6 protein-coding genes are annotated in these 5,537 nt (G+C 53.2%); 4 read left to right on the forward strand and 2 right to left on the reverse strand.

Going from position 1 to position 5,537, the window contains the following annotated elements:
- Window positions 1–848 (reverse strand): NAD(P)/FAD-dependent oxidoreductase (locus tag INT22_RS20650; RefSeq protein ID WP_226912567.1); only part of this gene is annotated, 848 nt, incomplete at its 3' end.
- 358 nt (window positions 849–1,206) lie between these two features.
- Between INT22_RS20650 and INT22_RS09650 the strand changes: the two genes are divergently transcribed.
- From INT22_RS09650 to INT22_RS09665, 4 genes are all read left to right on the forward strand, one after another.
- Complete coding sequence (locus INT22_RS09650; protein WP_193059499.1) at window positions 1,207–2,397, forward strand: M24 family metallopeptidase; 1,191 nt, start codon at window positions 1,207–1,209, stop codon at window positions 2,395–2,397.
- Window positions 2,398–2,605: 208 nt separating this feature from the next.
- Entirely contained in the window at window positions 2,606–2,977 is a 372-nt protein-coding gene (locus INT22_RS09655; RefSeq protein WP_193059500.1) for a hypothetical protein, read from the forward strand.
- A 176-nt stretch (window positions 2,978–3,153) separates the two neighbouring features.
- Entirely contained in the window at window positions 3,154–4,272 is a 1,119-nt protein-coding gene (locus tag INT22_RS09660) for an alkene reductase (protein ID WP_193059501.1), read from the forward strand.
- A 251-nt stretch (window positions 4,273–4,523) separates the two neighbouring features.
- On the forward strand, window positions 4,524–5,117 hold the full coding sequence (locus INT22_RS09665; protein WP_089040592.1) for a cell division protein ZipA C-terminal FtsZ-binding domain-containing protein: 594 nt from the start codon (window positions 4,524–4,526) through the stop codon (window positions 5,115–5,117).
- Between the two features lie 11 nt (window positions 5,118–5,128).
- Here INT22_RS09665 and INT22_RS20655 read toward each other — a convergent pair.
- Window positions 5,129–5,537, reverse strand: a 409-nt coding sequence (locus INT22_RS20655) for an ATP-binding cassette domain-containing protein (RefSeq protein WP_226912568.1), incomplete at its 5' end; no start/stop codon positions are given.

The raw sequence follows: 5,537 nt of genomic DNA on the forward strand, positions 1-5,537 counted from the left end.
TCTACCGCTTTATCGTTAGGTAGTAATCGTGCTGCTGACTCTGCAGACAGCGGCTCAGTGGTAATAATCTGGGTGCCGCACGGCATTGCCTTGCTTTCCAGCTTGGGTAGCAACCCTTGCAAATAGGCATTGCCAGCCATAACGACCCGTTGAGCAGTCACGCGACCCTTGGGCGTATGCAGCGTCACCGGCTCACCATGCTCTACGCGAGTCACGGGGGAGTGCTCAAAAATCTTGCCACCCAACGACTCCAACGCCGCCGCCTGCCCCAGCACCAAATTGAGAGGATGAAGATGCCCCCCAGAGTGATCTACCAATGCCCCCACATAACGATCGCTGCCTATTTCTCGTCTGACCTCTTCACCTTCCAACAGCTCAAGTTTCTGATGGCCGTAACGCTCCCATAAGGCTTTTTGCTCCTTTAAGCCTTCCCACTGCTTCTTGTTACAAGCGGCAAATAAGTTGCCTTCTTTTAGGTCGCAGTCGATCTGATACTTTTCAATGCGCTGACGGATAATCTGGTTACCCTCAAATGCCATTGCACCCAGCGCCCGAGCGGTTTCAGCGCCGTTTTGTTTCTCAATAACATCCATATCACGGCTATAGCTATTAACGATCTGGCCACCGTTGCGCCCGGACGCCCCAAAGCCAATCGCCACGCTTTCCAGCACCACTACCCGATGACCACGCTCCGCCAAATGTAGTGCTGCAGAGATGCCCGTAAAGCCAGCCCCCACGACACAGACATCACATTCAACATCCCCCTCCAGCATGGGCCTTTGAGATGTGGAGTTTGACGATGCCGCGTAGTAAGACGCGACATGACCAGAAGACGCTTGAGGTTGCATTTGCCACCTTCCTTTTGTTGATTATTTTAACCAATTTGATCATATAGACCGACGTACAAATGCGCAAGCAACAGCATTAAATGGGCTTATAGAGGCGAATAACACCTTTCCCCACAAGACAAATGTTATTAAAAAAGCAACACTCGGACATAAAACACACGCTCATCACGCTGAAAATAATCACCGCACGTTTTTATGCACCGCTCCCATTGAGGGCGAGGCCACGTGCTTCCTGTGCGCGTCTTATTACCGGGTACGATTGAGGCACAACTCGCTACTATTGCTAGCGTTGATAACCACAGCGGTGTAACGCTAGAGCAGCTGCCTATACTCACCATAGCCCCCACCGGAGACCGCTATGGATTATCAACACTACCGCACAGCCCTTGCCGAGACGCTTGCCCAAAGTGAGTTGCCCTTTGCACCTGCCGAATACCAAACGCGCCTAGACAAAGTGCGCCATGCAATGGCACAACGCGGACTGGATGCATTACTGCTCACCGACCCTGCCGACATTAACTACTTAACCGGCTACCACACCTTCGAGGTATCGGTTCACGCCTGCTTAGTGTGCACACCTACACAACTGGTACTGCAGGTGGCATCCATTGAAACAGGGGCGGCAGTGGTCACCGCCCGTGTCGACGAAATCATTGGTTACCGATGGGAAAACCTGGATGAAATCATCACGCCGCTCGCGGACTTACTCACTGCTTGCGAGCAAATTGGCATTGATGGCTGGAGCAGCGGTTTGCGAGTGGGCGTGATGGACGCGCTGGCCCGCTCAGTAGGTAAAGAGCGCTTCTGTGAAGCAGGTGATCTGCTCGATACGATTCGTATTGTTAAAAGTAGCGCCGAACTTGAAATGCTCAGCGAAAGTGCACGAATCACTGCGGCAGGTTTAGAGGCTGCGATGGCCGCTATTCGCCCTGGCATGACCGATAACGATATTGCGGCCATCGGCGCTAAAGCACTGCTAGAAAACGGTAGCGAGTTTATGAGCTTGCAGCCTATCGTGACCAGCGGACACCGCATCGGCGTGATTCACGTGAACCACAAGCGTCGCGTCATACAGCCCAATGAACCGATATTTTTAGAATTTGGCGCCGCTTACCAGCGCTATACCGCGCCGATGATGCGCACAGCGGTGACTGGAAAACCTAGCGCCGAATTAACCGCCACCCGCGACTTGTGCCGCTCGCTGTTCGAAACCCTGTGCAGCCATATGAAACCAGGCAACACCTTTGATGATGCCGCGAAGGCAGCGGATGCACTGCTGGCACCTACCCGTGATCAACTGTTCTTCTCGGGGGTATTTGGCTACGCTGTGGGTGCGCAGTTCCCTCCTAGTTGGGTTGAAGGCACCGGCTATATTGCCCAAGGCCTGCATCGTCCCTTCGAAGAGAACATGGTCTTCCACTTACCGCTCTGTTTACGCGTTCCTGGCCAGTGGGGCGTAGGCATCAGTGATACCGTAGTGGTCACTCAACACGGCGCCGAGCCACTCACTAACAACGATTGGCAGCTCTATCAGGCAATGGATAAGTAGCGAATAGATAACCGCATTGATAGCCCAAGATTGACAGTACGATTAACCAGCGCTATCGTCACTAAAGATGCAAATGAGAAACACTATCTTTTCATGATCTCATTTAACTGAGGTGACGATCAGTTGAGGTAACGATAAGTACTATGAATGAGCTCTATGAGTAAGTTCTATGGATAAGTACTAAGAGTAAGTACTATGGATAAGTACCATGACTAGTGAACAGCGCCAGCTTCGCCAAACGTTTATTTTTCTACGCACCTCTTTCGAAGCAGTGCAACACTCGATTGCCGGTCGGCTAGACGACCCGCTGCCCTGCTGGCTAGACACCAGCATGCTCACCCTACTGTCACGGGAACTAACCCGCTGCAGCCAGCAAGCGAAGCCGCTCTTCGCCCCTCCCGTCACCGAGCAAATATTCATTGCCTCACAGCAGTGTGACTTACTCCTCAAGCAGTGCCCCGGCGTGCTGAGCAGCGCCGTTTGCCACCGCCAGTTAAGTGCCATCATGCTGGCGCTGACCAACGCTATTGAGCAAATCAACACACCAGCCAAGCGCCGCTGGCCTTGGCAGAGAGCCTAAGCAACCCTTTACCTATACCCCGGTTTATTGCGTTGCCGGGGGTTTGTTTTTCCTTCAAAAATCTTATCCCATGACTGCGCCGTAGCGGCTAGCAATTACTGAGTTAGCATTTACTAGTAAACTGGTCTATTCTGTTCGCCACGATTTAATTGACCGCTTCCAAAAGGAGTTTGCTCATGGCGTATGAAACGCTTTTCACCCCTCTTCAGTTAGGCAGTTTGTCGATCCCAAACCGAGTCATCATGGCGCCGCTGACACGCTCGCGCACTCCAGATAGCGTGCCGGGCACCCTGCAGGAAGCCTATTACGGTCAGCGGGCAGGCGCAGGTCTGATTATTAGTGAAGCAACCAACATCTCCCCTACTGCGAAGGGTTATGTGTATACGCCAGGCATCTGGACGGATGAACAAGAAGCGGGCTGGAAAGGCGTGGTGGATGCGGTGCATGCCAAAGGTGGCCGTATCGCGCTGCAGCTGTGGCACGTTGGGCGTGTATCCCATGAAATGGTGCAACCGAATGGCCAACAGCCTGTTGCCCCTAGCGCGTTAAAAGGCGAAGGCGCTCAGTGCTTTGTTGAATTTGAAGACGGCACTGCTGGCCAGCACCCTACCAGCACGCCCCGGGCACTGGAAACCGATGAGATCCCCGGCATTGTTGATGACTACCGCCAAGCCGCTGTTCGCGCCAAACGCGCAGGCTTCGACATGGTGGAAGTCCACGCGGCTAACGCCTACCTGCTTAACCAGTTCCTGGCCACCGGTACCAACCAGCGCACCGACCAGTACGGCGGCTCGTTGGAAAACCGCGCCCGCTTCCCGCTAGAGGTGGTCGATGCGGTAATTGAAGTTTTCGGTGCACAGCGTGTGGGCATTCGCTTGACGCCCTTTATCGAACTGTTCGGCCTGACCGATGATGAACCTGAAGCCATGGCTTTCTATCTGGCGGAACAATTGTCCAAACGCGGCTTAGCCTATCTGCATTTAAACGAGCCTAACTGGATCGGTGGCGATATCACTTTTCCTGACGGCTTTCGTGAGCAAATGCGCAAGCGCTTTAACGGCAGCCTGATTTACTGCGGCAACTACGACGCAGAACGCGCGGAGTCACGCATTAATCAAAACACCGCCGATGCCGTAGCCTTTGGCCGCCCTTATATCGCTAACCCCGACTTGCCGGAACGCTTCCGAGTGAATGCCCCCCTTACCGAGCCGAACCATGAAACGTTCTACGGCGGTGATGAAAAGGGCTACACCGATTACCCGTTTATGGCTAACGGCTACGATCGTATTGGCTAGATTGCTTGTTAAGCCGAACCCTTATGAATGAAAAGCATCACTTAGGTGGTGCTTTTTTATATCTGAACACGCCAAAACGCTGCTAGGCTGTTGATTCTTTAGTTTTTATATACAGGTGGTGCATGCTCAGCTCGCGGTTCACTCTACTGGTATGCTTCCTTGTCTTTGGGTGGCGCTTGCGTTAACACTGAATGCCGCTATTTTACGACTAAATAATAGGGCCTAAGCGCCGACAGATAGGACTCAATGAGATGGACACCACTTCACTTCCGTTCTTGCTCGCTATTGCTTCATTAGTGCTGGGGGTCGTGGCTGCGGCTATTTTCGTTTATGTGGTTATTCCCAAACAACGCCGCGCCAAAGCAAAGGCCGCCACGCCGCCGCCAGCACCTAAAGCAGAACCACAGCCCCCTTCGCCTGAACCAGAAGAACCGGTGCCCGCCAAGCGCACAGCGAAAGTAAAGCAGCACTCTCTGTTTGTGATTTTTTCTCACCCCGATGCGACGACAGACGAACGCCTGACCGAATGGCTACGGGGAAAAGAAGCCAGCTATGATGCGGTCAAAAAGGTTTTCTTTATCAAAGGCAAACAACCCTCGAACCCAATCACAATCGCCAACGCCTTTCCACCTGGAGAAATGCCCGACCTACTGCAAGGCGAGACCCACGAACCCATTCGTGGGATTAGCTTGCTGGTTAAGCCGCCGCTACATAAACGTCGCAATCAGCAGATGTACGTTTATGTAGAGCTCGCCAAAGAGCTAAACGAAACCTTTAGCGGCAACTTACTCGATGCCGAGCAGCAACCCGCCTCAGAGTCGACTTACACACACATTATTGGTTGATCGGTTAGCGATCAAACAACGCCTTGACTACGCAGGTAGTCGTCGTAGCTGCCGCTAAAGTCGACAAGGCCCTCGGGCTGCATATCGATAATGCGCGTGGCCAGCGAGGAAACAAACTCGCGGTCGTGGCTGACAAATATCAGCGTGCCTGGGTAGTTCTCCAGCGCTAAGTTCAGCGCCTCAATCGATTCCATATCCAGGTGGTTGGTCGGCTCATCCATTAGCAGCACGTTCGGGTTGGTGAGCGTTAGCTTGCCAAACAGCATGCGCCCCTGCTCGCCACCGGAAATGACCTTCACCGATTTACCAATATCGTCGCTGGAAAACAGCATCCGACCCAACGCGCCGCGCACCACTTGCTCACCGCCTTTGGTCCACTGGCTCATCCACTCGAAGAGCGTGGCATCAACAGGAAAGTCG

This window comes from Halomonas sp. 3D7M (assembly GCF_014897885.1).
Taxonomy (GTDB): domain Bacteria; phylum Pseudomonadota; class Gammaproteobacteria; order Pseudomonadales; family Halomonadaceae; genus Vreelandella.

Bases quoted from the DNA above. Each gene is read 5' to 3' on its own strand.
- INT22_RS09650 (WP_193059499.1), top strand. From the start codon at position 1,207: ATGGATTATCAACACTACCGCACAGCCCTTGCCGAGACGCTTGCCCAA.
- INT22_RS09665 (WP_089040592.1), top strand. From the start codon at position 4,524: ATGGACACCACTTCACTTCCGTTCTTGCTCGCTATTGCTTCATTAGTG.
- INT22_RS09655 (WP_193059500.1), top strand. From the start codon at position 2,606: ATGACTAGTGAACAGCGCCAGCTTCGCCAAACGTTTATTTTTCTACGC.
- INT22_RS09660 (WP_193059501.1), top strand. From the start codon at position 3,154: ATGGCGTATGAAACGCTTTTCACCCCTCTTCAGTTAGGCAGTTTGTCG.